The following is a 25366-nucleotide window of genomic DNA, read 5'->3' as shown; positions in this document are numbered from 1 at the left end:
CCGCTAGAATGCCTGCATGCCGCGGGCCCGCGGCATTTTCTTTAGATCCCCGTCCCCCCACACCCTTTGCGGATCCATGTCCACACGTCCTCCCGCGTCCGATGCCGGCTGGCTGGTGCTCAAGTTTGGTGGCACCTCGGTCTCCAAACGCACGCGCTGGGACACCATCGGGCGTCTGGCGGACGCGCGACTACAGGAGGCGCCGCGAGTGCTGGTGGTAGTGTCCGCGCTGTCGGGCGTCACCAACGCGCTGACCGCGATCGCCGACGGCGCGACGGATGCCGCCGCGCGGGTGGCGGATCTGGAGGCGCGCCACCGCGACTTCGCCGGTGAACTCGGGCTGCACGCCGAGGCCGTGCTGGGGCCGCGTTTGGCCGCGCTGCGCGGATTGCTGGAGGATCCGCGCGCCGCCTCCCGCACCCTGGACTGGCAGGCCGAAGTGCTGGCGCAGGGCGAGCTGCTGTCCTCCACCCTCGGCGCCGCCTACCTGCGCGCGCAGGGGCTGGACATCGCCTGGATGGATGCGCGTGACTGGCTCACCGCGCTGCCGCCGCAGCCGAATCAGAGCGCGTGGGCGCAGCGGCTGTCGGTGAACTGCCAGTGGCAGCCCGATCCCGGCTGGCGCGCGCGTTTTGCCGCCCAGCCCGGCCGGCTGCTGATCACCCAGGGCTTCATCGCCCGCCACCACGACGGCGGCACGGCGATCCTCGGCCGCGGCGGCTCCGACACCTCGGCCGCCTACTTCGGCGCGCTGCTGGGCGCGCGCCGGGTGGAGATCTGGACCGACGTGCCCGGCATGTTCAGCGCTAACCCGCGCGAGGTGCCGGATGCACGCCTGCTGACCCGCCTGGACTATTACGAGGCGCAGGAAATCGCCACCACCGGCGCCAAGGTGCTGCACCCGCGCTCGCTGCGACCGTGCCGCAACGCCGGCGTGCCGATACTGATCCTCGATACCGAGCGCCCGCACCTGCCCGGCACCCGCATCGACGAGGCCGCCGAGCCGGTGCCGGGGGTGAAGGCGATCAGCCGCCGCAACGGCATCGTGCTGGTGTCGATGGAAAGCATCGGCATGTGGCAGCAGGTCGGCTTCCTCGCCGACATCTTCGAGCGCTTCAAGCGCCACGGGTTGTCGGTGGACATGATCGGCTCGGCCGAGACCAACGTCACGGTGTCGCTGGATCCGTCCGAGAACCTGGTCACCACCGATGTGCTGGCGGCGCTGTCGGCGGATCTGGCCGAAGTCTGCCGGGTCAAGGTGATCGCGCCCTGCGCGGCGATCACCCTGGTCGGACGCGGCATGCGCTCGCTGCTGCACAAGCTGCAGGACGTGTGGGCGATGTTCGGGCGCGAGAACGTGCATTTGATTTCGCAGTCCTCGAACGACCTCAACCTCACCTTCGTGGTGGACGAGGCCGCCGCCGACGGCATGCTGCCGAAGCTGCACGCGGCGCTGATCGACTCCGGCGCGATGCCGGTGCACGAGTCCGAGGTGTTCGGCCCGCGCTGGCGCGAGATCGAGGGGACTTTCCGGCCGCGCCCGACGCCGTGGTGGCGGGCGCCGCAAGCGCGCGCGGCGCTGCTGCAACTGGCGCAGACCGGCACCCCGCGCTATGCCTACCATCTGCCGACGGTGCTGGAACGCGCGCGCCAGCTCACGGCGATCGCGGCGGTGGATCGCCGCTACTACGCGGTCAAGGCGAACGCGCACCCCGACATCCTGCGCGCGCTGGCGGGCGAGGGCTTCGGGCTGGAATGCGTGTCGCAAGGCGAGCTGGAGCGCGTGTTCGCGGCGCTGCCCGGCCTCGACCCGGCCCGCGTGCTGTTCACGCCCAGCTTCGCGCCGATCGCCGAATACGCGGCGGCGCTGGCGCGCGGCGTGACGGTCACCGTGGACAACGTCGAGTTGCTGCGGCGCTGGCCGGAGGTGTTCCGCGGGCGCGCGCTGTGGCTGCGCATCGACCTGGGGTACGGCGACGGCCACCATGAGAAGGTCAATACCGGCGGCAAGGAGGCCAAGTTCGGGCTGTCGGCGCGACGGGTGGACGAGTTCGTGGACGCCGCGCGCGCGCTGGACGTGCGCATCACCGGCCTGCACGCGCACCTGGGCAGCGGGATCGAGACCGTCGGCCACTGGCAGCAGGTGGTGGATGAGCTGGCCGGCTTCGCGCGCCGGATCGGCAGCGTGGAGGTGCTGGACATCGGCGGCGGCCTGCCGATTCCCTACAGCGACGACGACGAGCCGTTCGATCTCGACGCCTGGGCGGCCGGGCTGGCGGCGGTCAAGGCCGTGCATCCGGCATTCCAGCTGGCGATCGAGCCGGGCCGCTTCCTGGTGGCGGAGGCCGGCGTGCTGCTGGCGCGCGCCACCCAGGTGGTGGAGAAGGACGGCCTGCGCCGGGTGGGGCTGGATGCCGGCATGAACGCGCTGATCCGGCCCGCGCTGTACGACGCCTGGCACGACATCCACAACCTGTCGCGGCTGGACGATGCGGTTCGCCACGACTTCGACGTGGTCGGCCCGATCTGCGAGTCCAGCGACGTGTTCGGCCACCGCGTCAAGCTGCCCGCCGCCACCGCGCCGGGCGACGTGATGCTGATCGCGGATGCCGGAGCCTACGGCTTTGCGATGGCCAGCACCTACAATCTGCGCGCGCTGCCGGGCGAGGCCGTCCTCGCCGGCGGCGCCTGACACGCCGCGCCCGTAACGGATTCCCATGACCGACTGGACTTTCCACCGCGACGCCATCCGCACTTTCCGCTTCGTGCGCTGCGAGTTCGATGCGCACAGCGGCGTCGCGCAGCTGGCCTATGCTTTCGACGACGGCCCCGAACTGGTCGAGACCATCACCCTGCCGGGCGCGCCGTTCGCGCTCGATGAGGCGCGCGCGGCTGCCGTCCGACGCGCCCTGCGCCTGCTGCATCTGATCGCAGGCGTCAGCTACTACAAGGCGGCGGTGCCGGGCGAGATCCGCATCGAGGGCGAGCCGATCGACGCCGCCACCGCCGCGCTGCTGGAAAGCGTGTACCGCAACGGGCTGGGCGAGTTCGCCTACCGCAACGGGCTGGACCTGCGCGCGCGCATCCGCTTTCCCGCGGAGGCCGCGCCGGTGTCGGCGGCGCCCATGCTCGGCCTGCGTCCGCACGCGCTGGTCGCCATCGGCGGCGGCAAGGACTCGCTGGTCAGCATCGAGGCGCTGCGCGCCGAAGGGGTGGAGCAGACGGTGGCCTGGATCGGCGGCTCGCAGCTGATCGCCGCCTGCGCCGCGCACACCGGGCTGCCGGCGCTCAACATCGGCCGCCAGCTGGCGCCGCAGCTGTTCGAGTTCAACCGCCAGGGCGCGTGGAATGGCCACATCCCGGTGACCGCGGTGAACTCGGCCATCCTCGCGTTCGCCGCGCTGGTGCTGGGCGTGGACCAGGTGGTGTTCTCCAACGAGCGCTCGGCCAGCTACGGCTCGCAGATCCCCGGCACCGGCGAGGTGAACCACCAGTGGTCGAAGGGCTGGGCGTTCGAATCCGCGTTCGGCGACCACCTGCAATCGCACGTGGCCGCCGACCTGCGCTACTACTCGCTGCTGCGCCCGCTGAGCGAGCTGGCGGTCGCGCGCCAGTTCGCCAGGACCGACCGCTACGACGCGCATTTCTCCAGCTGCAACCGCAACTTCCACATTCTCGGCGAGCGCCCCACCAGCCGCTGGTGCGGGGTCTGCCCGAAGTGCCATTTCGTGTTCCTCGCGCTGGCGCCGTTCATGCCCAAGCCGCGGCTGGTCGGCATCGTCGGTCGCAACCTGCTGGACGATCCGGCGCAGATTCCCGGCTTCGATGCGCTGCTGGAATACCAAGACCACAAGCCGTTCGAATGCGTGGGCGAGGGGCGCGAGTCGCGCGCGGCGATGGCCGCCCTGGCGCAGCGCCCGGACTGGCGCGAGGACGCTGTGGTGCGCCGGTTCGCGCGCGAGATCCTGCCGCAGCTGGACGCGGCCGAGCTGGCGCTTGCGCCGCTGCTGGTGCCGGCCGGGGAGCACCGCATCCCCGCCGCGCTGTGGGAGCGATTGCGTGTCCGCTTCACTGCCTGAGGTGTTGCGCATCGCCGACCTGGCCGGCCGGCGCGTGGCGCTGTGGGGCTGGGGCCACGAGGGCCGCGCCGCCTACCACGCGCTGCGCGCGCGTCTGCCGGGCCAGCCGCTGACCCTGTTCTGCCACCCGGAGGAGGTCGCCGATGCGGCCGCGCTGGGCGACCCGCTGCTGGTACCGGACCATGCGGCCACCGGCGAGCGCCTGGCCGCGTTCGAGGTGGTGGTGAAATCGCCGGGCATCAGCCCGTACCGGCCCGAAGCCGCGTTCGCCGCGGAGCAGGGCACCCGCTTCCTCGGCGGCACCGCGCTGTGGATGGCCGAGCGCGCGGACGCCGACGGCAGCATCGCCAATGCGCTGTGCGTCACCGGCACCAAGGGCAAGAGCACCACCACCGCGCTGCTGGCGCATCTCCTGCGCGCGGCCGGGCTGCGCACCGCGCTGGCCGGCAACATCGGCCTGCCGCTGCTGGAACTGCTGGGCGCGCAGGCCGATGCATGGGCGATCGAGCTGTCCAGCTACCAGACCCGCGACGTGGCCGCCTCCGGCGCGCGCCCACAGGTCGCCATCGTCACCAACCTGCATCCCGAGCATCTGGATTGGCATGGCAGCGAGACGCGCTACATCGCCGACAAGCTGGCGCTGGTGACCCAGGCGCAGCCGCGGATCGCGGTGCTCAATGCCGCCGATCCACGGCTGGCCACCCTGGCGCTGCCCGATAGCGAGATCCGCTGGTACGGCGATGCGCGCGGCTGGCACCTGCGCGGGGATGCGCTGTACCGCGGCGAGGTGCTGGTGATGGACACCACGCGCCTGCCGCTGCCGGGCCGCCACAACCGCAGCAACCTGTGCGCAGTGCTGACCGCGCTGGAGGCGTTCGGGCTGGACGCGGCGGCGCTGGCGCCGCAGGCGGCGGCGTTCCAGCCGCTGCCGCACCGCCTGCAGCCGCTGGGCGAGCGCGATGGGCGGCTGTACGTCAACGATTCGATCAGCACCACCCCGATGGCCACGCTGGCGGCGCTGGAGGTGTATGCGGGCCGCCCGGTCGCGGTGCTGGTCGGCGGCCATGATCGCGGCCTGCCGTGGGAGGAGTTCGCCACGGCGATGCGCGTGCGCGCACCGCGTGCGGTGGTGACCATGGGCCAGAACGGCCCGCGCATCCACGCCCTGCTGGCGCCGGTGGCCGCGCAGGCCGGCTTCGCGCTTGGCGCGGCGTCTGATCTGGCGGATGCGATGGCGCAGGCGCGCGCGGCGCTGCCGACGGGCGGGGTGGTGCTGCTCTCACCTGGCGCGCCCAGCTTCGATGCCTATCCCAGCTACGTAGCGCGCGGCCGCCACTTCGCGCAGCTGGCGGGGTTCGACCCCGACGCGATTTCCGGCATCCAGGGCCTGGGCGTCGCCTGAAGCCTGATAGAGAAGCCGAGGCGGATTGGCGCGGGCGGCGAGCGTCGGCGCTATCGTATGGCCTCCCCAGTCCTCGACGAGGTGCCTCATGCGTCGTCTGTTCGCGCTTGGACTCTTGCTTGCCGCCGCCCCCGCGTTTGCCGCCATGCAGACCAAGCCGGTGGAGTGGACGCAGGGCAATGACCACTTCAGCGGCTACGTAGTCTATGACGACGCCAGCAAGGCGCCGCGCCCGGGGCTGCTGATGGTGCCGGACTGGTACGGGATCACCCCGGCCGCGCTGGACAAGGCCAGGCAGCAGGCCGGTCGCGACTACGTGGTGTTCGTGGTGGACATGTACGGCAAGGGCGTGCGCCCGGCCGACGACAAGCAGGCGCTGGCGCAGGTGCAGACGCTGTACCCGAAGCCTGCGCTGATGCGGGCGCGCATGCTGGCCGCGCTGGAGGCGTTCAAGGCGCAGGCCGGCAAGGTGCCGCTGGATGCCAGCCGGATCGGCGCCTTCGGCTTCTGCTTCGGCGGCTCCTCGGTGCTGGAGCTGGCGCGCAGCGGCGTCGCGCTGGCCGGAATCGTGACCTTCCACGGCGGCCTGCACACCGAATCGCCGGCCGCGCCGGGCTCGGTGAAGACTCCGCTGCTGGTGCTCAACGGTGCTGCGGATGAAAGCCAGAAGGCGGCGATCGTCCCGTTCGAGCAGGAGATGGACCGCGCCGGCGCCGATTGGACCTTCGTCAACTTCAGTGGCGCGGTGCACTGCTTCGCGCTGGAGACCGCCGACAAGCCCGGCTGCAAGTACGACCCGCGCGCGGCGCGGCGCGCCTACGCGATGATGCATCAGTTTTTCGACGAGCGGTTTGGGCGCTCACGCTGAGACAGCGCCGCAGTCGTCGCGTCAGTGGTCGCGGCTGACCGCGTAGCGGGCCAGCCCGCGCAGGGCGTCGGTGTAGGCATTGCCCGGGAGCGCGGCCAGCGCATCCTCCGCAGCCTGGGCAAAGGCGAGCGCCTGCGTCCGGCTGTAGTCCAGGCTGCCGGCGCGCGCGATCGCCGCCTGCACCACCGGCATCCCGTCGCGGTCGCCCTGCTCGATGATCCGCCGCAGCTGCGCGCACGTGGCCGCGTCCGCCTGCTGCATCGCGTGGATCAGCGGCAGCGTCATCTTTCCTTCGGCCAGGTCGTCGCCCAGATTCTTGCCCAGGGTGGCGGCGTCGGCGGCGTAGTCGAGCACGTCATCGGCGATCTGGAAGGCGTGCCCCAGCGCCAGCCCGTAGGCGCGCAGCGCCTGCCGGACGGCGGTATCCGCGCCGGCGAGCAGGGCGCCCAGCTCGGTCGCGGCGGCGAACAGGATCGCGGTCTTGCGCTCGATCACGCGCAGGTAGGCGGCCTCATCGGTGTCCGGGTTGCGCACGTGCAGCAGCTGCAGCACCTCGCCTTCGGCGATCCGGTTGGTGGTGTCGGCCAGGAGCTTCTGCACGTCCATCCGGTCCAGCTCCACCATCAGCTGGAAGCTGCGCGAATACAGGAAATCGCCGACCAGCACCGACGCGGCATTGCCCCAGACTGCATTTGCGGTGCGGCGCCCGCGGCGCAGGTCGGATTCGTCCACCACGTCGTCGTGCAGCAGGGTCGAGGTGTGGATGAACTCCACCACCGCCGCCAACTGGTGTGCATCCGCGCCGCGGTGGCCGAGCGCCGCCGCGGCGAGCAGCAGAAGCATCGGACGCAGGCGCTTGCCGCCGGCGCCGATGATGTATTCCGCGATCTGGTTGACCAGCGCCACGTCCGAAGCCAAGCGGCGGCGGATCAGCGCGTCCATCGCGGCCATGTCGGGCGCGATCAGCGTCTGGATCGCCTGCAGATCGGACGCGGGGTGGCGGGCGGCAGGAATGGCGCTCATCGGACAGCAGGCAGGGATGGGTAAAGGCTGCAGTATAAGCGCTGCGGGATTTTCCGACCCCGCGCTGCGGCCCATGCCGCTGGCGGGCGGCTATACTGCGCGGGCATCGTCCATGGCGGGCGAAATCAGCTAACGAGAGGCTTTACATGGCGCGCGGCGTAAACAAGGTGATCCTGGTCGGCAACCTCGGGAATGACCCGGATGTGAAGTACACCCAGGGCGGCATGGCGGTCACCACCTTGAGCGTGGCGACCACCAGCGTGCGCAAGGATCGCGATGGCAACACCCAGGAACGCACCGAATGGCATCGCGTCAAGCTGTTCGGCAAGCTCGGCGAGATCGCGGGCGAGTATCTGAAGAAGGGGCGTCAGGTCTATATCGAGGGCTCGATCCGCTACGACAAGTTCACCGGCCAGGACGGGCAGGAGCGCTACATCACCGAAATCATCGCCGATGAGATGCAAATGCTCGGCGGCGGCGATGGGATGCGCGGGGGCGGCGAGGGAGGTGGCGCAGGCCACCCGGCACGCAGCGGTGGCGGCTATGGCGGCGGCGAGCGCCCGTCGCGTGCGTCGGCGCAGCGTCGTGAGCCCGCCGCAGCACCGCCGCCTGCCGCGTTCGATGACGTGCCGTTCGACGACGACATCCCGTTCTGAATCGCCTCGCCGCGCGCGTCGCGGCACGGAGCCGGAGTTCCGCATGAGCGGTCAGCAGCGCCAGTTGCGCATGCGCTTCCTCGCCGAACCGACGGACGTCAACTTCGGCGGCAAGGTCCACGGCGGGCAGGTAATGAAGTGGGTCGACCAGGCCGGGTATGCCGCGGCGGTCGGCTGGAGCGGGCGATACAGCGTCACCGCGGCCGTCGGCGGGTTTCGTTTCGTGGCCCCGATCCGGATCGGCGACCTGGTCACGGTGGAGGCCACCCTGGTCTATACCGGGACGACCTCGATGCATTTCGCGGTGGACGTGCGCGCGCGCGACCCGCGCGCGGATGCAGCCGAGGCGCGGCTGTGCACCCATTGCGTGATCGTATTCGTTGCGCTGGATGGGCCGGAAGGAAGGCCGGTGCCGGTGCCGCCGTGGCGGCCGCTGACTGCGGAAGACCAGCGCATGGCCGAATACGCCCAGCAGGTGATGGCGCTGGCGCGCAATGCGGAGCAGGTGATCACACGCGAACGGACAGAGGCCGTGGGCTGACCGGAATGCAGCGACGCCGCCCAAAGGCGGCGTCGGAAACAGGCGCTCGGCGGTTGGCCGAGGAAGTTCGCGGCGGCAGAGTCAGAGTCAGCGCGGGCGTCTCACTCGCCGGCCATGAGCCGGCGTGCCTCCACGTATTTCTGCGCCCAATAGCCGCTGGTCAGGCTGGAGACGGTGACATCGCGCCCGCTGCGCGGCGCGTGCAGGAACTGGCCGTTGCCGATGTAGATGCCGACATGGTCGATCCGGCCACGGCGGCCGAAGAACACCAGGTCGCCTTCGGCCAACGCATCGCGGCTGATGATGCGGGTACCTTCGCGGGCCATCGCGCGCGAGACCCGCGGCAGGTCGATGCCGATGGTGCGGAATACGTAGCCGACCAGTCCGCTGCAGTCGAACCCGGCTTCCGGCGAACTGCCGCCATAGCGGTAGGGCGTGCCGAGCAGGCTGAAGGCGCGCTGCAATGCGGCCTTGATCGGCGAGCCTGCCCCTGCATCTTGTTGCTCGCGGGAGGGCGCGGCCGTCTGGAGTTGGGCCTGCGCCTTCTGCAGAGCCTGCAGTTGGGCGGCCAGCGGCAGGGCATCGGGGGTGGCCGCCGCAGGGGGGGGTGTAGGAACGGGCGCGGCAGCCGGCTCGGCCGTTTCCGCGGCTTTGGCCGGCGGCGGGTTCATCGCCCACGTCGGCAGGCTGGCGGCGCACAGCGCCAGCGCGACGAGAAGGGGTGAGAAGCGGCGGCGAAGGCGATTTCGGGAGGCGGTATGGCCGTGGGGCAGGTCGACTGTCTTCACGCGGTCATCACGGTTCCGGAAACGAGGGGCGACTATGCCTGCCGGCGGCCGTGAAAGGGTTCAGAAAACGTTATGGTGGCGAAATATGAACGGGAGGCCCGCCCCATTCATGGTGCTTGCATGATGGAAACGTGATGTATTTCACTTTTTAGAACAGGAGTCGGCGCGCGCCGCGGTAGTGGTCGCGCCACCACGGGCCATCGAGTCGATCCAGCCGCACCGTGCCGCCGCTGCTGGGGGCATGCACGAACCGGCCTTCGCCGACGTAAATGCCGACATGGCTGACCTCGCCATGGGTGCCGAAAAACACCAGATCGCCGCCTGCGAGCTGGTCCGGAGGGATGCGCGGGCCTTCCAGCGCGGCCAGTTCGCGGGTGGTGCGCGGCAGGCGGATGTCGAGCATGTCGCGGTAGACGTAGCCCACCAGACCGCTGCAGTCGAAGCCGCCTTCCGGGGTGTTGCCGCCATAGCGGTAGGGCGTGCCGACCAGGCTGATCGCGCGCATCAGAACCGCATTGGCCTTGGCCGGATCGGCGGGCGGCAGAACCGGCCAGGCGTGGGGCATCGGCCCTGCGACCGGGCGCGACCGCGGCGGCGTGCTGCCACAGCCCGCCAGGAGCAGCGCCGCCGCCAGCAAGGTCAGGCATGGCGCTGGCCAGGCAGAGCCACGATAATGCCGGTCCGGTCGCTGGTTGCAGTCGGCTGGGTCCCTCATCCTGCGCAGTGTTGCCCCATCCATCCGGCAACTCAAGCGCCCAACCGAAGGCAAAGCCATGAAAATCGAGAAAGATCGCGTCGTCCGTTTCCACTATGCCGTGGCCGAGGCTGGCCAAGCGCCGATCGAGAGCTCCAAGGAGGTCGGTGAGCCGCTGGCGATCCTGTTTGGTCACGGTCAGATCATCCCGGGGCTGGAAAAGGCGATGGAAGGACGGCAGGCCGGTGACAGCTTCAAGGCGTCGGTGGCTGCCGCCGATGCGTATGGCGAGCGCCGGGACGGGCTGATCCAGCGCATTCCGAAGAAGAACTTCGGCGACATGAAGCTGGAGCCCGGCATGCAGGTGGTGCTGAACACCAATTTCGGTCCGCGTGCGGTCACCATCCAGAAGGTTGGCATCAGCGTGGTCGATGTGGATCTGAATCACCCGATGGCCGGCAAGGATCTGGATTTCGACATCGAGATCGTGGACGTGCGCGAGGCATCGGAAGAAGAGCTGGCGCATGGTCACGTGCACGGCGAGGGTGGCCACCAGCATTGAACGCAGGCCCGCCTCGCGGCGGCGCGGAAGCACCGGGGGACGAGAGGATGAGGGCGGGCGCGGCGGTCGATTGCCTGGTGGTGGGCGCAGGCGTGTCCGGGCTCGCCACCGCGCTGGCGCTGGTGGAAGCCGGGCGCGAGGTCACCGTGATCGATGCCGGCACGATCGGCAGCGGCGCCTCGCACGGCAACTGCGGCACTATCACCCCCAGCCACGCGCCGCCGCTGGCCGGCCCAGGCACGCTGGCGCGGGTGCTGCGCTGGATGTTCACCCCGGACGCGCCGCTGTACGTCAAGCCCACACTCTCCCCCAGCCGCCTGCGCTGGTTCCTCGGCTTCGCCCGCCGCTGCAACGCGCGTGACTATGCTGCCAGCGCGCGCGCCAAGTACGCCCTGCTGGCGGATTCGCGCCAGCGCATCGCGGACTGGATCGCGCGCTACGGCCTGGAATGCGGGTTTCACGAATCCGGCGAGGATTACGTGTTCCGCACCCGGCGTGCGCTGGAGTCGGAGCTGGACGATCTGCCCTTGCTGCGCGCATTGGGGATCGAGGTCGAGGTGTTCGACGGCCCCGCCTATGAGGCGCAGGAGCCGGCGCTGAAGCCCGGCGTGGCTGGCGCCATTCGCTTCCGCGGCGATGCTGCGCTGCGGCCCGACCACTACGTGTCCGAACTGGCGCGCGTGCTGCGCCTGCGCGGTGGACATCTGTTCGAGCGTTGCCAGCTGCGTGGCTTGGCCCGCGATCGCCGCGGCCTGCTGGCGGATACCTCCCGCGGCCGCATCCAGGCCCGCGACGTGGTGCTGGCCACCGGCGCCTGGGCGCCACGGCTGGCGCGTGCGGTCGGGCTGCGCTGGCTGCGCGGCGCGATCCAGCCCGGCAAGGGCTATTCGATCACCTACACGCCGCCCGCGCTGCGGCCGCAACGCCCGCTGGTGCTGATCGAACCCTCGGTCTGCGTCACCTCCTGGCGCGGCGGCTACCGGCTGGGCAGCACGATGGAGTTCTCCGGTTTCGACGACAGCCTGAACGAGCGCCGCCTGGGCGCGCTGGAGCGCGGCGCCGCGGAGTTTCTGCGGCAGCCGTTTGGGCCGGAAGTCCAGGAGAAGTGGTGGGGCTGGCGGCCGATGAGCCGCGACGACGTGCCCTTGATCGGGCGCGCGCCGGGCCGCCCCGGGCTGTGGCTGAACCTCGGTCACGGCATGATGGGCGTGGGCATGAGCGCCGGTGGCGGCCAGCTGTTGGCCGATCTGATCACCGGCCGCGCGCCGGACCTGGACCCGGCCCCGTTCGATCCGGCGCGGCTTGCCTGAAGCGGGATTACGCGCCTCACACCTCCAGCGTCGCCAGGTCGCCCTTCTGCTCCAGCCAGCTCTTGCGATCCGCCGCGCGTTTCTTGGCCAGCAGCAGGTCCATCAGCGCCGTCGTCTCTGCATCGTCATCCACCGTCAGCTGCACCAGGCGGCGGGTATCCGCGTGCATGGTGGATTCGCGCAGCTGCTGCGGGTTCATCTCGCCCAGGCCCTTGAAGCGGGTGACGTTGACCGGGCCCTTGAGCTTCTCGCGCTGGATCTTCTCCAGCAGCAGGCGCTTTTCCTCCTCATCGAGCGCATAGAACACCTGCTTGCCCACGTCCACCCGGAACAGCGGCGGCATCGCCACGAACACGTGGCCGGCGCGCACCAAGGCTGGGAAGTGGCGCAGGAACAGCGCGCTGAGCAGAGTGGCGATGTGCAGTCCGTCGGAATCGGCGTCGGCCAGGATGATGACCTTGCCATAGCGCAGGCCGGATAAGTCATCCTTGCCGGGGTCGCAACCGATCGCCACCGCCAGATCGTGCACTTCCTGCGACGCCAGCACCTGGCTGGACGCCACCTCCCAGGTGTTCAAGATCTTGCCGCGTAGCGGCAGGATCGCCTGGAACTCCTTGTCACGCGCCTGCTTGGCGCTGCCGCCGGCGGAATCACCCTCGACCAGGAACAGCTCGGTGCGCGACAGGTCCTGGCTGATGCAGTCGGCCAGCTTGCCGGGCAGGGCAGGACCCTGCGTCACTTTCTTGCGCACGATCTGCTTTTCGGTCTTCAGCCGTGCGCTGGCGCGCTCGATCGCCAGCTGCGCGATCTTCTCCCCGAGCTCCACGTGCTGGTTGAGCCACAACGAGAAGGCGTCGTGCGCGGCGCCCTCCACGAACCCGGCGGCCTGCCGCGAGGACAGGCGCTCCTTGGTCTGGCCGGAGAACTGCGGGTCGGTCATCTTCAGCGACAGCACGAAGGCGATGCGATCCCACACGTCCTCCGGCGCCAGCTTCACGCCGCGCGGCAGCAGGTTGCGGAAGTCGCAGAACTCGCGCAGCGCCTCGGTGAAGCCGGTGCGCAGCCCGTTCACATGGGTGCCATGCTGGGCGGTGGGGATCAGGTTGACGTAGCTCTCCTGCACCAGTTCGCCCTCGGGTACCCAGGCCGCGGCCCAGTCCACCACCTCGGTATCGCGCGCCAGGTGGCCGATGAACAGCTCCGGCGGCAGCAGCTCGCGGCCTTCGAGCTCGCCGCGCAGGTAGTCGCGCAGGCCATCCTCGTAATGCCACTGCACGCGCTCGCCGCTGGCCTCGTCGAACAGCGCGACGGTCAGCCCCGGGCACAGCACGGCTTTGGCGCGCAACAGGTGCTTGAGCGCGCGCAGGTTGAACTTCGGGCTGTCGAAGTACTGCGGATCAGGCCAGAAACGCAGGCGGGTGCCGGTATTCCGCTTGCCCACGCTGCCGACCACCTTCAGCGGTGAGACCGGATCGCCGTGGGCGAACGCCATGTGGTATTCGTTGCCGTCGCGCTTGATGAACACATCGACCCTCGATGACAGCGCATTGACCACACTCACGCCCACGCCGTGCAGGCCGCCGCTGAAGGTGTAGTTCTTGTTGCTGAACTTGCCGCCCGCGTGCAGGCGGGTGAGGATCAGCTCGACGCCGGGGATCTTCTCCTCCGGGTGGAGGTCCACCGGCATGCCGCGGCCGTCGTCGGCCACCTCGCAGCTGCCGTCGGCATGCAGCGTGACCTCGATGCTGCGCGCGTGCCCGGCCAGCGCCTCGTCCACGGCGTTGTCGATCACCTCCTGCGCCAGGTGGTTCGGGCGGCTGGTGTCGGTGTACATGCCGGGCCGGCGCTTGACCGGGTCCAGGCCGGAGAGGACTTCGATGTCGGCGGCGTTGTAGCGGGTGTTCATGCGGTTTTGCTGCGTGGAGACGCGCGTGCGGGACGCGGCAGGATGGGCGCGCGCGCGGTCGGGGTCAAGGTCGGGGGGCAGAGGGCATGACCTACAATCCCGACGATGCTGGCGCTTTCAGGGGCCGGCCGGCGATGGTGGTCAGGCGATGGTATCCGGCGACACGGGGGAGGTTCGATTGGGGCAGGCAGCGGGCAGTGGCGCGATGGCATCAAGGATGCGGGTGATAGCGGCCGACGTTGGCGGCACCTATGCGCGGCTGGGCCTGGTCGAGCGGGTGGGGGATGGCTTGCGGATCGGCTTCCACCGGCGTTACGAGTGCGCAGGGTTTTCCAGCCTGGCGGCGCTGTTGCAGCGCTTCCGCCATGAGGCCGAGGCCGCCGGCGAGCGCGACATCCCGGATGTCGGCGTGGTGGCCATCGCCGGCGTGCTGGAGGGCGATGATCTGCGCAACGGCAATCTGGCGTGGCCGGTCTCGCTCGCCGCGACCCGGCGCGAGGCCGGCATCGCGCAGCTATACCTGATCAACGACTTCGAGGCGCTGGCGTGGGCATTGCCGCAGCTGCCACCGGCGCAGTTCCAGCCGCTGGGCGACGTGACGGGACTGCCGCGGCCGGTCCTGCTGATCGGGCCGGGAACCGGCCTGGGCGCCGCGCTGCTGGCAGAGGTGGAGGGGCGAACCGTGGTGCAGCCCAGCGAGGCGGGGCAGGCTGCGCTCGCGGCGGGCACGCCGCTGGAGCTGGAGGTGGTACGCCGGCTGCAGGCGCGCTTCGGCCACGTGGCCAGCGAGCGGGTGTTCTCCGGCCCCGGGCTGGTGACGCTGTACCAGGCGCTGTGCGCGCTGCGCGATGCGGCCCCGCGCTGGAACACGCCGGCGGAGCTGGTCGCGGCCGCGGACGCCGGGCAGGACCCCCTCGCCGCCGAGGCCGTGGCCCTGCTGTGCGCCTGGCTGGGCAGTTTCGCCGGTGATCTGGCGCTGATTTTCCGCGCGCGCTCGGTGTGCCTGGCCGGCGGCCTCGCCGGGCACCTGCGGCGGCACCTGCGCGAGGGCGACTTCATGCGCCGTTTCTGCGACAAGGGCGTGCTCTCCGAGAGCCTGCGCCGGGTGTCGGTGCAGGCGCTCGCGCACGGCGACCTGGGGCTGCTCGGTGCCGCCGCCTGGTATGCCGCGCACCCCGATGCCTGATCCGGGTGATCTGTTTTTTCTAGACCGATCAATGGGTTCCGTGCGAGGGGCGCGGCCCGCCCAGGGGCCTGGCGCGTGCATGCGCACCGGGCTTGCCGCTAGAATGCGCCTTTCCAGCGACCTGCTGCCGCCATGACGTCCCCCGTTTCCCATACGCCCCTGCTGTTCGTCACCGGGGGCGTGGTGTCCTCGCTCGGCAAGGGCATCGCCGCCGCTTCGCTCGCGGCCATCCTCGAAGCCCGTGGCCTGCGGGTCACGATGATGAAGCTCGATCCCTACCTCAATGTCGATCCGGGCACCATGAGCCCGTTCCAGCACGGTGAGGTGTACGTCACCGACGACGGCGCCGAAACCGACCTCGACCTCGGCCACTACGAGCGCTTCGTCAACACCCGCCTGTCCGGGCGCAACTCCATCACCACCGGCAAGATCTACGAAACGGTGATCCGCAAGGAGCGCCGCGGCGACTATCTGGGCGGCACGGTGCAGGTGATTCCGCATGTCACCGACCAGATCAAACGCGCGATCGATGCCGCCACTGCCGGCTTCGACGTGGGCATCGTGGAGATCGGCGGTACCGTGGGCGACATCGAATCGTTGCCGTTCCTGGAGGCCATCCGCCAGCTGCGCATCGAGCGCGGGGCGCAGCGCGCGATGTTCATGCATCTGACCCTGGTGCCTTACATCGCGGCCGCCGGCGAGCTCAAGACCAAGCCCACCCAGCACTCGGTGAAGGAGCTGCGCGGGATCGGCATCCAGCCGGACGTGCTGATGTGCCGCAGCGAGATGCCGCTGCCGGAGGGCGAACGGCGCAAGATCGCGCTGTTCACCAATGTGCCCGAGAAGGCGGTGATTTCGGCGATCGACCTCGACAACATCTACAAGATCCCACGCTGGCTGCATGCGCAGGGGCTGGATCAGCTGGTGGTCGAACAGCTGCAGCTGCAGGACAAGGCCCGCGAGGCCGACCTGTCGGAATGGGATGCGGTGGTGGATGCGGCCGAGCATCCGGACGACGAGGTGACGATCGCGGTGGTCGGCAAATATGTCGATCACAAGGACGCCTACAAATCCGTGGCCGAGGCGCTCAAGCACGGTGGTCTGCGCCAGCGCACCCGGGTCAATCTGAAGTGGGTGGAGGCCGGCGACGTCGAGCGCGAGGGCGCGGCGGCGCTGCTGGCCGACGTGGACGGCGTGCTGGTGCCGGGCGGGTTCGGCGACCGCGGGTTCGAAGGTAAGGTGCTGACCTCGCAGCACGCGCGTGCCACCGGGCTGCCGTATTTCGGCATTTGCTACGGCATGCAGGCGGCGGTGGTGGACATCGCCCGCCACGAGGCGGGATTGGCCGGCGCCAACAGCACCGAGAACGACCGCAACACCGCGCATCCGGTGATCGGCCTGATCACCGAGTGGCGCACCGCCAGTGGTGAACTGGAGCGCCGCAGCGAGGACTCCGACCTCGGCGGCACCATGCGCCTGGGGTTGCAGGAGCAGCGCATCAAGCCCGGGACGCTGGCGCACGCGCTGTACGGCAAGGACGTGGTCGCCGAGCGTCACCGTCATCGCTATGAGTTCAACAACCGCTACCGCACCCAGCTGGAGGCGGCAGGGCTGGTGATCTCGGCCAAGTCGATGGACGATCAACTGGTGGAAATGATCGAGTTGCCGCAAGCCGTGCATCCGTGGTTCCTGGCCTGCCAGGCGCATCCCGAGTTCCTGTCCACCCCGCGCAGCGGGCATCCGCTGTTCATCGGCTTCATCCGCGCCGCGCGCGAGCGCCGCGCGGCCCAGCAGAAGTGAGCACCTCCATGGATCTTTGCGGCTTCAAGGTCGGGCTGGATCAACCGCTGTTCCTGATCGCCGGCCCCTGCGTGGTCGAGAGCGAGCAGCTGCAGCTCGACGTGGCGGGGCGCTTGAAGGAGATCACCGGCAGGCTCGGAATCAACTTCATCTTCAAATCCAGCTTCGACAAGGCCAACCGCACCTCGCTGCACAGCTTCCGCGGCCCCGGGATGGAAGAGGGCCTGCGCGTGCTGGCGGAAGTGAAGCGCCAGATCGGCGTGCCGGTGCTCACCGACGTGCACGAATACACCCCGATGGACGAAGTGGCCGCGGTGGTGGATGTGCTGCAGACCCCGGCATTCCTGGTGCGCCAGACCGATTTCATCCGCAAGGTCTGTCAGGCGGGTAAGCCGGTCAACATCAAGAAGGGCCAGTTCCTCTCGCCGTGGGACATGAAGCCGGTGGTGGAGAAAGCCAAGTCCACCGGCAACACCCAGATCATGGTCTGCGAGCGCGGCGCCAGCTTCGGCTACAACAACCTGGTCAGCGACATGCGCAGCCTCGCGGTGATGCGCGACACCGGCTGCCCGGTGGTGTTCGACGCCACCCACTCGGTGCAGCTGCCGGGTGGGCAGGGCAGCCGCTCCGGCGGCCAGCGCGAGTTCGTGCCGGTGCTGGCGCGCGCGGCGGTCGCAGTCGGAGTGTCCGGCCTGTTCATGGAGACCCATCCCGATCCCGACAAGGCGCTGTCCGACGGCCCCAACGCGTGGCCGCTGGGCAAAATGGAAGCGCTGCTGGAAACCCTGCTGGAGCTGGACGCAGTGACCAAGCGCGGCGGCTTCCTGGAGCAGTCCCTTTGAATCCCCGTCAAGCCTCATCCTGAACGACTCGACGCCATGACCACGATCAGCAAGATTCACGCCCGCGAGATTCTCGACAGCCGTGGCAACCCCACCCTCGAGGCGGAGGTGACCCTGGCCGACGGCAGCTTCGGCCGCGCCGCGGTGCCCTCGGGTGCTTCGACCGGTAGCAAAGAGGCGGTCGAACTGCGCGATGGCGACAAGACCCGCTATCTCGGCAAGGGGGTGCGCAAGGCCGTGGCCAATGTCAACGGCGTCATCGCCACCGCGCTGGCCGGGTTCGATGCTGCCGATCAGGCCGGGTTGGACAGGCGCCTGATCGACCTCGACGCCACCGAGAACAAGGGGCGCTTGGGCGCGAACGCGCTGCTGGGCGTGTCGCTGGCGGCCGCGCATGCGGTGGCGGCCGCGCGCAGGCAGGCGCTGTGGCAGTACCTGGCCGGCATGGCCGGCGCGACGCCAGTGCTGCCGGTGCCGATGATGAACATCATCAACGGCGGCGCGCATGCCGACAACAACGTGGACCTGCAGGAGTTCATGATCCTGCCGGTCGGCTTCGATCGTTTCTCCGAGGCGCTGCGTGCCGGCGACGAGGTGTTCCACGCGCTCAAAGCCGTGCTGAAAAGCCGTGGGCTGTCCACCGCGGTCGGTGACGAGGGCGGCTTCGCGCCCGACCTGCGCAGCAACGAGGAAGCGCTGGAAACCATCCTCGAGGCGATCGGCAAGGCCGGCTACAAGGCCGGCGAGGACATCGTGCTGGGTCTGGACGCCGCCGCCAGCGAGTTCTTCGAGAACGGTAAATACCACCTGACCGCGGAGGGCAAGCGCCTGTCGGCCGAGCAGATGGTGGAGTTCTTCGAGGGCTGGGTGCGCCAGTACCCGATCATTACCATCGAAGACGGCATGGCCGAGGACGATTGGGAGGGCTGGAAGCTGCTGACCGACCGCCTTGGCGACAAGGTGCAGCTGGTTGGCGACGACCTGTTCGTGACCAATCCGCGCATCTTCAAGGAGGGCATCGGCCGCGGCGTGGCCAATGCCATCCTCATCAAGGTCAACCAGATCGGTACCCTCAGCGAGACCCTGGAGGCCATCGCGATGGCGGATGCGGCGCGATACGCGGCGATCGTCTCGCACCGCTCCGGCGAGACCGAGGACACCACCATTGCCGATATCGCGGTGGCGACCACCGCCACCCAGATCAAGACCGGCTCGCTGTGCCGCAGCGACCGCGTGGCCAAATACAACCAGCTGCTGCGGATCGAGGAGCAGCTCGGCGGTGCGGCCCGCTACGCCGGACGCGACGCGTTCGTGTCGCTGAAACGCTGAGACCCGGATGAGGCGGCGGTGAAGTCCGTGCGCTGGCTGCTGCTGGGCCTGACGCTGCTGCTGGCGGCGCTGCAGTACAAGCTGTGGTACGGCAGCGGCGGCCAGCGCGATCTGGCCGCGCTCAAGGCGCAGGTGGCTGCGCAGGCGGCCGAGAACGCACGGCTCAAGGCGCGTAACGACGCGTTGGCGGCGGAAGTGGCCGATCTCAAGAGCAGCGGCGAGGCGGTGGAGGAGCGCGCGCGCGCCGAGCTGGGCATGGTCAAACCCGGGGAGACCTTCTACCGGGTGATCGATCGCACACCGGCTGCCGCTCCGGCTGCGCCGTCGGCGGATGACGCCGGGTCGTCGCGATGACCTGCTGGGCGCTGGTGCCGGCCGCTGGGCGCGGCCGCCGCTTCGGTGGCGAGGTGCCCAAGCAATATCTGCAGGTGGCCGGCAAGCCGCTGATCGCGCATGCGCTGAACGCGCTGCTGGCGCATCCAGCGATCGATGGCGTGGTGGTCGCGCTGGCCGAGGATGATCCCTACTGGCCCGGCTGGACCGCATTGCACGGCAAGCCCGTCGTCGCCTGCACCGGCGGCGGCGAGCGCGCCGACTCGGTGCTGGCCGCGCTGCAGGCGTTGCCGCCCGGGGTGGCCGAAGATGCCTTGCTGCTGGTGCACGATGCCGCGCGTCCCAACCTGTGCGCGGATGACATCGGCAGGCTGATCGCCGCCGCCCAGGCCTGCGCGGATGGCGCCATCCTCGCCGCGCCGGTGCGTGACACCCTCAAGCGCGCCCGCGATGATGGCCGGATCGCGGGCAGCGAGCCGCGCGAGCGCCTGTGGCGCGCGCTGACCCCGCAGGCGTTTCGCCGCGACCTGCTGCGGCGCGCCTTGCTGGCGGCGCGCGCGGATGGCGTGATCGCTACCGATGAGGCGATGGCGGTCGAGCGCCTGGGTCTGCATCCGATGCTGGTGGAGGGGCGCGAGGACAACCTGAAGGTCACCACGCCTGCGGATTTGGCGCTGATGGCCTTCCTGCTGGAGAACCGCTGATGACCGACATCCGCATTGGCCAGGGTTTCGACGTGCATGCCTTCGGCGAGGGCGACCACGTGATGCTGGGCGGCGTGCGCATCCCGCACGAGCGCGGCGTACTCGCGCATTCCGATGGCGATGTCGCCCTGCACGCCCTGTGCGACGCCATGCTCGGCGCGCTGGCGCTGGGCGACATCGGGCAGCATTTCCCGCCGTCCGATGTGCGCTGGAAGGATGCCGACAGCCGCACCTTTCTCCGCCACTGCGATGCGCTGCTGCGCGCGCGCGGCTGGCGGGTCGGCAACTGCGACCTCACCGTGATCTGCGAGGCGCCCAGGGTCGGCCCGCATGTACAGGCGATGCGCGAGGTGATCGCCGCCGACCTCGGCATCGGCATCGAGGCTGTCAGCGTGAAAGCCACCACCAGCGAAAAGCTCGGTTTCACCGGGCGCGGTGAAGGCATCGCCGCGCAGGCGGTCTGCCTGCTGGTGCGCGCGTGAGCGATGCCGGACTGCCGGAGGAGGCTCCGCGCGATCCGCTGCCGCGCGCGCATGGCGCGCCGGTGCTCGCCGCGCGCATGCGCAGCACGGCCGCGGACTTCTTCGTGGAGGAGCTGCCCGGGTTCGCGCCCAGCGGAGCCGGCGAGCACCTGCTGCTGACAGTCGAAAAGCGCGGCATGAACACTGCGTTCGCCGCGCGCCGGATCGCGCAGTGGGCGGGCGTGGCGCAGTCAGCGGTGGGCTACGCCGGGATGAAGGATCGCCACGCCGTCACTCGCCAGCGCTTCAGCGTGTGGCTGCCGAAGAAGCAGGCGCCGGACCTGGCCGCGCTCGAGGCCGACGACCTGCGCGTGCTGGAGCATGCCTGGCACGCGCGCAAGCTGCCGCGCGGCGCGTTGGCCGGCAACCGCTTCGTGCTGGTCTTGCGCCAGGTCGCAGGTGAGCGCGCGGCGATCGAAGCACGGTTGCAGGCGCTGGCCGCGCGCGGGCTGCCCAACTACGTCGGCGAGCAGCGCTTCGGGCACGGCGGCGGCAACGTGGCGCAGGCGCTGGCGATGTTTTCCGGGCGCCGGGTCAGGCGCGAGGAGCGCGCGCTGCTGCTGTCGGCGGCGCGTTCGGAACTGTTCAACCGGGTGCTGGCGGCGCGGGTCGCGCAGGACTGCTGGGATTGCCCGCTGGAGGGCGAGGTGTGGCTGCTGGACGGCCGTCGCAGCGTGTTCGGGCCGGAACCGTTCACGCCCGAGCTGCAGGCGCGGCTGGACGCGTTCGACATTCACCCCAGCGGCCCGCTGTGGGGCGCGGGCGAGCTGCGCAGCGCGGGTGCTGCCCGCGAACTGGAGCTGGCCGCGCTGGAAGGCGAGACCGCCGCCCGCCTGCGGCGCGGGCTGGAAGAGGCGGGCCTGGCGCAGGAGCGCCGCGCCCTGCGCCTGCGTCCGCAGCAGCTGGGCTGGGAGTGGATCGCGCAGGACGCGCTGGAACTGCGTTTCGCGCTGCCGCCCGGCGGTTACGCGACGACCGTGCTGCGCGAGCTGGGCGCGATCGTGGATGCGGCCGCGCCGTCGCAATGAGCCGCACGCCCCGCGCCTTCGTCGCGAGCGAGGGTAGGGGCGGCTTCAGTGCTTTTCCAGCAGCACCAGCACCGCGCCGGTGCCGCCCTGCGCGGCCGGCGGGGAGTGGAAGGCGAGCACGTCGCCGCGCTGGCGCAGCAGGCGGTCCACCAGGTTCTTCAGCACTGGCAAGCGTTCCTCCGAGTTGCGGCCCTTGCCGTGGATGATGCGGACGCAGGCCACGCCATGCGTGCGGCAGTCGCGCAGGAAGGCGCGCAGCAGGTCTTCCGCCGCGCGCGCGGGCAGGCCGTGCAGGTCCAGTTCCTCCTGCGCTGCATAGCCGCCGCGCGCCAGCGTCTTCAGCACCCGCGGCGGCACGTCCTCGCGGCGATAGGCCAGCGGGTCGCCGGCCTCCAGCGCCGACACCAGCAGCTGGCGGAACGCCTGCCGCGCATCGTCCTCGTCGCGGCGGGCCATCCGAGCCGTGGGCTTGGGCTTGGGGGGCGCCGGCGGTGGCGGGGTCGGCGGCAGCGGGCGCACCCGGCCGCGATCGGCGCCGATCGCGGCGCGGAACAGGTCGGCATCGTCCTCGGGAACCGGAGCGGGCGGAGCCTTGCGCATGCTGCAAGGGTACCGCGAAGTCGAATGGGCATCCGGTATCATCCGCGCATGCACATCATGTCCTTGCCGTAAATGCGGATCCTGGTCAGTAATGATGACGGCGTCGATGCGCCGGGGATCCACGCACTGGCGGGCGCCCTGCGCGAAGCCGGGCACGACGTCGTGGTGGTGGCGCCCGATCGGGATCGCAGTGGCGCCAGCAACTCGTTGACCCTGGATGCGCCGATTCGGGTAGTGCGTCTGGATGCAGCCACCTGGAAGGTGTATGGCACGCCCACCGACTGCGTGCACGTGGCGGTCACCGGCATGCTGGAGGCGCTGGGTCTGCAGCCGGACATGGTGGTGTCCGGCATCAACAATACTGCCAACCTGGGTGACGACGTGATTTATTCCGGCACCGTGGCGGCAGCGATGGAAGGGCGGTTCCTGGGGTTGCCGTCGGTGGCGGTCTCGCTGGTGACCGAAGATCATCAGGGCCGGCATTACGCCAGCGCGGCGCGCGCCGCGGTGGAGATCGTCGCGCGCCTGCGCCGCGACCCGCTGCCGGCGTCCACCATCCTCAACGTCAATGTGCCCGATTTGCCGTGGGAGCGTATCCGCGGCTTTGCGACTAGCCGCTTGGGACACCGTCACCGCGCCGAGACGTGCACGCCGCAGCAGGATCCGCGCGGCCGCCAGTGGTGGTGGGTCGGCGCTGCGGGCGACGAGCAGGACGCCGGGCCCGGGACCGATTTCCACGCCGTGCGCGGCAGCTTTATCTCGATCACGCCTTTGCATGTCGATCTGACCCGCTACCAGGCGCTGGAGCAGGTGGCCAGCTGGGTGGATGGGCTGTCCGCCGCGCTGGAGGTGAGCGCATGATCGCCCGTCTGCGCCTGCAGCCGGATGATCTGGGGGTCGGCCTCACCGGGCAGCGCGTGCGCGACCGGCTGATCGAGGATCTGCGCGCCGCGGGGATTGCCGACGAGCGCGTGCTCGAAGCCATCCGCAGTGTGCCGCGGCATCGGTTCGTGGACGAGGCGCTGGCCAGCCGCGCGTATGAGAACAACGCGCTGCCGATCGGGCACGGGCAGACCATCTCGCAGCCCTATGTGGTGGCGAAGATGACCGCGGCCCTGCTGCGCGATGGCAGCCCGCGGCGGGTGCTGGAGATCGGCACTGGCTCGGGCTACCAGGCGGCGGTGCTGGCGGCGCTGGGGCTGGAGGTGTTCACCGTCGAGCGGATCGGCGACCTGCTGCGCGCGGCGCGCAAGCGTTTCCGCGCGCTTGGCCTGCACGTGCGCAGCAAGCACGACGATGGCCGGCTCGGCTGGCCGGAGCAGGCCCCGTTCGACGCCATTCTCGTCACCGCTGCCGGTCCCGCGCTGGTGGAGGCGCTGCTGGAGCAGCTGGCCCCCGGCGGCGTGCTGGTGGCTCCGGTCGGCACGGCTGGCGCACAGACTTTGCTCCGCCTGTGCAAGGACGCCGATGGGGCGATCACGCAAGAGGATCTCGGCGCGGTGGTATTCGTGCCGCTGCTGTCGGGGATGATCGACTGATGCGCCTATTCGGCCCCCTGTACCAGCGCACGCTGGCCTGGTCACGGCACTCGAAGGCACCCGCGCTGCTGGGTGGGCTCAGCTTCGTCGAGGCCATCGTGTTCCCGGTGATGCCCGAGGTGATGCTGGCGCCGATGTGCCTGGCGCAGCCGCGGCATGCGTTCCGCTTCGCGGGGATCAGCCTGCTGGGCTCGCTGCTGGGGGCGGTGGTGGGCTATCTGCTGGGCCACTACGCCTATGAGCTGGTGAAGCCGGCGCTGGCCACTCTGGGCTGGCTGGAGCGGATCGATGCCCAGGTGGAGGACCTGCGCGCGATCGTCGCGCACTCGCCGTGGCAGGCGTTCTGGCTGTTGGTGCTGGCCGGGTTCACCCCGATTCCGCTGAAGATCTTCACCTGGGCCAGCGGCGTGGTCGGGGTGCCGCTGCTGCCGTTCCTGGCCGCGATGCTGGTCGGGCGCGGCAAGCGCGTGTACCTGCTGGCGCTGGTGATCCGGCTCGGCGGCGAGCGCGCCGAGCGCGCCTTGCATCGCTGGATCGAGCACATCGGCTGGGCGGCGCTGGTGCTGCTGGCGGCGCTGGCCGGGTGGTTGCTGCTGCGCGGGCATGCGGCATGATGATGCGCATGTCCACGTTTCGCCTGTCTGCAGTGATGGTATCGGTGGCAGCGCTGCTGCCCGCCTGCAGCCATACCCGGGTGGTCAAGCCGCCGCGCGATGCCGCGCCCGGCCGCACGGTCGGTGCGCCCGCCGCGCCGGCGGTGCGGGTATCCCAGCCCAAGTACGGGGCGACGGTGGTGGTGCAGCGCGGACAGACGGTGTACCGGATCGCTACCGAAAACGGCATCACCCCGCTGGACCTGGCGCTGTGGAACGACATCCCGCCGCCCTACACCATCTATCCCGGCCAGCGCCTGCGACTGTATCCGCGCGACGGGCGTGCGCCTGCCAGCGCGTCGCCGCCGCGCTCCTCCGCCCAGGAAGGGGCGCCGCCGGCGCCTGCGCCGCGCCCGGGGGCGGCGCCGACGCCCGGATCGGCGCCGTCTGAGGCCAGCCGCCTGACCTGGCAATGGCCCGCCGATGGTGAGGTGGTTTCCACCTATGCCGCGGGAGATCCCACCCGCCAGGGCGTGGACATCGCCGGCAAGGCCGGACAGCCGGTGCGGGCCGCCGCCGATGGGGTCGTGGTGTATTCCGGCTCTGGGCTGGTCGGCTATGGCGAGCTGATCATCGTCAAGCACAACGACCAGTGGCTGTCGGCCTATGGTCACAACCGCGCGCGCCTGGTCAACGAGGGTGCGCTGGTCAAGGCCGGCCAGCAGATCGCGGAGATGGGCCGCAGTGGCGCGACCCGCGACATGCTGCACTTCGAGATCCGCTACAACGGCAAGCCGGTCGATCCGCTGCAATACCTGCCCCGCCGGTGAGGGGAGCAATCGCGTTGATGTCGCAGCGGATCCCCCGCCCGCTGCGAATACGCAGCGGGCGCGCGCAGGCGCGCAGTCCTGCGGACTGCAAGCGCGCCTGCTTGCCCACCACAACGGCAAGCCGGTCGATCCGCTGCAATACCTGCCCCGCCGGTGAGGGGAGCAATCGCGTTGATGTCGCAGCGGATCCCCCGCCCGCTGCGAATACGCAGCGGGCGCGCGCAGGCGCGCAG

General features: G+C 70.2%; 25 protein-coding genes. 20 read left to right on the top strand and 5 right to left on the bottom strand.

Features of this window, described 5'->3' with window-relative positions; all coding sequences use genetic code 11:
* The first annotated feature begins 76 nt into the window (after nt 1–76).
* From ML342_RS07335 to ML342_RS07320, 4 genes are all read left to right on the top strand, one after another.
* The gene (locus tag ML342_RS07335; protein WP_240126390.1) at nt 77–2692 is read left to right on the top strand and encodes a bifunctional aspartate kinase/diaminopimelate decarboxylase; all 2616 of its coding nucleotides are present in this window, start codon (nt 77–79) and stop codon (nt 2690–2692) included.
* A 25-nt stretch (nt 2693–2717) separates the two neighbouring features.
* Nucleotides 2718–4079: a UDP-N-acetyl-alpha-D-muramoyl-L-alanyl-L-glutamate epimerase gene (gene murL / locus ML342_RS07330; protein ID WP_240126389.1), complete on the top strand. Its 1362-nt coding sequence runs from the start codon at nt 2718–2720 to the stop codon at nt 4077–4079.
* A 4-nt stretch (nt 4080–4083) separates the two neighbouring features.
* Entirely contained in the window at nt 4084–5481 is a 1398-nt protein-coding gene (gene murD, locus ML342_RS07325; protein WP_240126633.1) for a UDP-N-acetylmuramoyl-L-alanine--D-glutamate ligase, read from the top strand.
* A gap of 88 nt (nt 5482–5569) precedes the next feature.
* On the top strand, nt 5570–6349 hold the full coding sequence (locus tag ML342_RS07320) for a dienelactone hydrolase family protein (RefSeq protein WP_240126388.1): 780 nt from the start codon (nt 5570–5572) through the stop codon (nt 6347–6349).
* 21 nt (nt 6350–6370) lie between these two features.
* Here ML342_RS07320 and ML342_RS07315 read toward each other — a convergent pair whose 3' ends face one another.
* Nucleotides 6371–7372, bottom strand: a complete 1002-nt coding sequence (locus ML342_RS07315) for a polyprenyl synthetase family protein (RefSeq protein ID WP_240126387.1) — start codon at nt 7370–7372, stop codon at nt 6371–6373.
* A 146-nt stretch (nt 7373–7518) separates the two neighbouring features.
* On the opposite strand from ML342_RS07315, the gene ssb reads away from it, so the two are divergent.
* On the top strand, nt 7519–8028 hold the full coding sequence (ssb, locus tag ML342_RS07310) for a single-stranded DNA-binding protein (RefSeq protein WP_240126386.1): 510 nt from the start codon (nt 7519–7521) through the stop codon (nt 8026–8028).
* 43 nt (nt 8029–8071) lie between these two features.
* Nucleotides 8072–8569 (top strand): acyl-CoA thioesterase, encoded by a 498-nt coding sequence (locus ML342_RS07305; RefSeq protein WP_240126385.1) that lies wholly within the window; start codon nt 8072–8074, stop codon nt 8567–8569.
* 101 nt (nt 8570–8670) lie between these two features.
* Here ML342_RS07305 and ML342_RS07300 read toward each other — a convergent pair whose 3' ends face one another.
* Both ML342_RS07300 and ML342_RS07295 read right to left on the bottom strand, forming a co-directional pair.
* Entirely contained in the window at nt 8671–9357 is a 687-nt protein-coding gene (locus ML342_RS07300; RefSeq protein WP_439655181.1) for a C40 family peptidase, read from the bottom strand.
* Nucleotides 9358–9505: 148 nt separating this feature from the next.
* Nucleotides 9506–10072 carry a C40 family peptidase gene (locus tag ML342_RS07295; RefSeq protein ID WP_439655180.1) on the bottom strand — a complete coding sequence of 189 codons (567 nt, stop codon included), beginning with the start codon at nt 10070–10072 and terminating at the stop codon, nt 9506–9508.
* Nucleotides 10073–10130: 58 nt separating this feature from the next.
* Here ML342_RS07295 and ML342_RS07290 point away from each other — a divergent pair, with 58 nt between their 5' ends.
* Nucleotides 10131–10613 carry an FKBP-type peptidyl-prolyl cis-trans isomerase gene (locus tag ML342_RS07290; protein WP_240126384.1) on the top strand — a complete coding sequence of 161 codons (483 nt, stop codon included), beginning with the start codon at nt 10131–10133 and terminating at the stop codon, nt 10611–10613.
* Nucleotides 10614–10660: 47 nt separating this feature from the next.
* The gene (locus ML342_RS07285) at nt 10661–11923 is read left to right on the top strand and encodes an NAD(P)/FAD-dependent oxidoreductase (RefSeq protein WP_240126383.1); all 1263 of its coding nucleotides are present in this window, start codon (nt 10661–10663) and stop codon (nt 11921–11923) included.
* A 16-nt stretch (nt 11924–11939) separates the two neighbouring features.
* On the opposite strand, the gene parE is transcribed toward ML342_RS07285, so the two are convergent.
* Nucleotides 11940–13829 carry a DNA topoisomerase IV subunit B gene (gene parE / locus ML342_RS07280; protein WP_240126382.1) on the bottom strand — a complete coding sequence of 630 codons (1890 nt, stop codon included), beginning with the start codon at nt 13827–13829 and terminating at the stop codon, nt 11940–11942.
* Between parE and ML342_RS07275 the strand changes: the two genes are divergently transcribed.
* From ML342_RS07275 to truD, 8 genes are all read left to right on the top strand, one after another.
* Nucleotides 13828–15015 carry a glucokinase gene (locus ML342_RS07275; protein WP_338064998.1) on the top strand — a complete coding sequence of 396 codons (1188 nt, stop codon included), beginning with the start codon at nt 13828–13830 and terminating at the stop codon, nt 15013–15015. The genes parE and ML342_RS07275 overlap by 2 nt on opposite strands.
* Before the next feature lie 132 nt (nt 15016–15147).
* Nucleotides 15148–16815 carry a CTP synthase gene (gene pyrG, locus ML342_RS07270; RefSeq protein ID WP_240126380.1) on the top strand — a complete coding sequence of 556 codons (1668 nt, stop codon included), beginning with the start codon at nt 15148–15150 and terminating at the stop codon, nt 16813–16815.
* 8 nt (nt 16816–16823) lie between these two features.
* The gene (gene kdsA / locus ML342_RS07265) at nt 16824–17657 is read left to right on the top strand and encodes a 3-deoxy-8-phosphooctulonate synthase (protein WP_240126379.1); all 834 of its coding nucleotides are present in this window, start codon (nt 16824–16826) and stop codon (nt 17655–17657) included.
* A gap of 36 nt (nt 17658–17693) precedes the next feature.
* Entirely contained in the window at nt 17694–18986 is a 1293-nt protein-coding gene (gene eno, locus ML342_RS07260) for a phosphopyruvate hydratase (RefSeq protein ID WP_240126378.1), read from the top strand.
* Between the two features lie 18 nt (nt 18987–19004).
* Nucleotides 19005–19340 carry a cell division protein FtsB gene (gene ftsB, locus ML342_RS07255; RefSeq protein WP_240126377.1) on the top strand — a complete coding sequence of 112 codons (336 nt, stop codon included), beginning with the start codon at nt 19005–19007 and terminating at the stop codon, nt 19338–19340.
* On the top strand, nt 19337–20023 hold the full coding sequence (gene ispD, locus ML342_RS07250) for a 2-C-methyl-D-erythritol 4-phosphate cytidylyltransferase (RefSeq protein ID WP_240126376.1): 687 nt from the start codon (nt 19337–19339) through the stop codon (nt 20021–20023). Before ftsB ends, ispD begins: the two co-directional genes overlap by 4 nt.
* Nucleotides 20023–20505, top strand: a complete 483-nt coding sequence (gene ispF, locus ML342_RS07245) for a 2-C-methyl-D-erythritol 2,4-cyclodiphosphate synthase (RefSeq protein ID WP_439655179.1) — start codon at nt 20023–20025, stop codon at nt 20503–20505. Before ispD ends, ispF begins: the two co-directional genes overlap by 1 nt.
* Nucleotides 20502–21572: a tRNA pseudouridine(13) synthase TruD gene (gene truD, locus ML342_RS07240; RefSeq protein ID WP_338064997.1), complete on the top strand. Its 1071-nt coding sequence runs from the start codon at nt 20502–20504 to the stop codon at nt 21570–21572. The genes ispF and truD overlap by 4 nt, the downstream gene beginning before the upstream one ends.
* Nucleotides 21573–21617: 45 nt before the next feature.
* Here truD and ML342_RS07235 read toward each other — a convergent pair whose 3' ends face one another.
* Complete coding sequence (locus tag ML342_RS07235; protein WP_240126375.1) at nt 21618–22172, bottom strand: Smr/MutS family protein; 555 nt, start codon at nt 22170–22172, stop codon at nt 21618–21620.
* Nucleotides 22173–22244: 72 nt separating this feature from the next.
* Between ML342_RS07235 and surE the strand changes: the two genes are divergently transcribed.
* Genes surE through ML342_RS07215 form a run of 4 tightly spaced genes read left to right on the top strand, consistent with a single transcriptional unit; the run spans nt 22245 to nt 25133 of the window.
* The gene (gene surE / locus ML342_RS07230; RefSeq protein WP_240126374.1) at nt 22245–23033 is read left to right on the top strand and encodes a 5'/3'-nucleotidase SurE; all 789 of its coding nucleotides are present in this window, start codon (nt 22245–22247) and stop codon (nt 23031–23033) included.
* Complete coding sequence (locus ML342_RS07225) at nt 23030–23710, top strand: protein-L-isoaspartate(D-aspartate) O-methyltransferase (protein WP_240126373.1); 681 nt, start codon at nt 23030–23032, stop codon at nt 23708–23710. The genes surE and ML342_RS07225 overlap by 4 nt, the downstream gene beginning before the upstream one ends.
* On the top strand, nt 23710–24324 hold the full coding sequence (locus ML342_RS07220) for a YqaA family protein (protein ID WP_240126372.1): 615 nt from the start codon (nt 23710–23712) through the stop codon (nt 24322–24324). The genes ML342_RS07225 and ML342_RS07220 overlap by 1 nt, the downstream gene beginning before the upstream one ends.
* Nucleotides 24324–25133, top strand: a complete 810-nt coding sequence (locus ML342_RS07215) for a peptidoglycan DD-metalloendopeptidase family protein (protein WP_240126628.1) — start codon at nt 24324–24326, stop codon at nt 25131–25133. Before ML342_RS07220 ends, ML342_RS07215 begins: the two co-directional genes overlap by 1 nt.
* Nucleotides 25134–25366 lie beyond the last annotated feature (233 nt).

Origin of the sequence: Thermomonas alba (assembly GCF_022419205.1) — a bacterium.
Lineage (GTDB): Bacteria > Pseudomonadota > Gammaproteobacteria > Xanthomonadales > Xanthomonadaceae > Thermomonas > Thermomonas alba.
The sequence above is the reverse complement of the archived record's forward strand: the minus strand, read 5'-3'. Positions and strand labels throughout refer to the sequence as shown.